Annotated in this window: 1 protein-coding gene; it reads left to right on the top strand. The window is 45.1% G+C overall.

The window, feature by feature from the left end; genetic code table 11:
• A partial coding sequence (locus A3751_RS01750) for a sterol desaturase family protein (RefSeq protein ID WP_068451467.1) occupies window positions 1-643 on the top strand: 643 nt, incomplete at its 5' end.
• Window positions 644-689 lie beyond the last annotated feature (46 nt).

Below are 689 nucleotides of genomic sequence, written 5' to 3'. Positions count from 1 at the left end.
CGCTTTTCTACTACTTGAAGATTTATTTCATGGATTTGGCCATTGGATCTGTCACACAGGCGCGTTCAAAAATCCCTTTTTAAGGCGGATTCAAGCCTTTTATAAAGTCGCCCACAGACCTCATCATTTTAGTGGAAGTAACGAGCAAGCAGGGCAAGTGACTGCGACCCAGACATTCGTAGAAGGCTGGGCGTATTGGTTCGTCATGCCAAATTATTGGTTCCAATATATTTGGCTCTATCTAGGACTCTATGAGAGCTTCATCATCGGCATTACCATTAAGGGCCTGTGGTCTGTGCACAACCACGTTAATTGGCATTACGACCTGTATTTCTTAAATCATCCACAAGCTTGGGTGCGCAAAACCATGCGTGCTTTGTGCCATATTCTAATCTTCCCAACTCAGCATCATCACCACCATGCTCGTGGTCGAAACTCAGCGAAGAATCTACACAACCTGTTTGCCTTCTATGATTGGCTGTTATGGCGCACGCTTGTGATTGAAACCGAAGTACCCAAGAAGTACGGATGGCGTCAATCAGAGATAGAAGAGACAAGCGCGCTGAAGCGCTTCTTCAGTTTCGACTATCAACGCTACTTAGCCGCTCCCAGCAAGCCAAAACAAAGCAAATCTCAAAGCTGACATGTTTTCTAACTAAACTTTTTGGCTGCGACCCAAAAAGTTACCT

The sequence above is a fragment of the Oleiphilus sp. HI0080 genome (genome assembly GCF_001635135.1).
The sequence above is the reverse complement of the archived record's forward strand: the minus strand, read 5'-3'. Positions and strand labels throughout refer to the sequence as shown.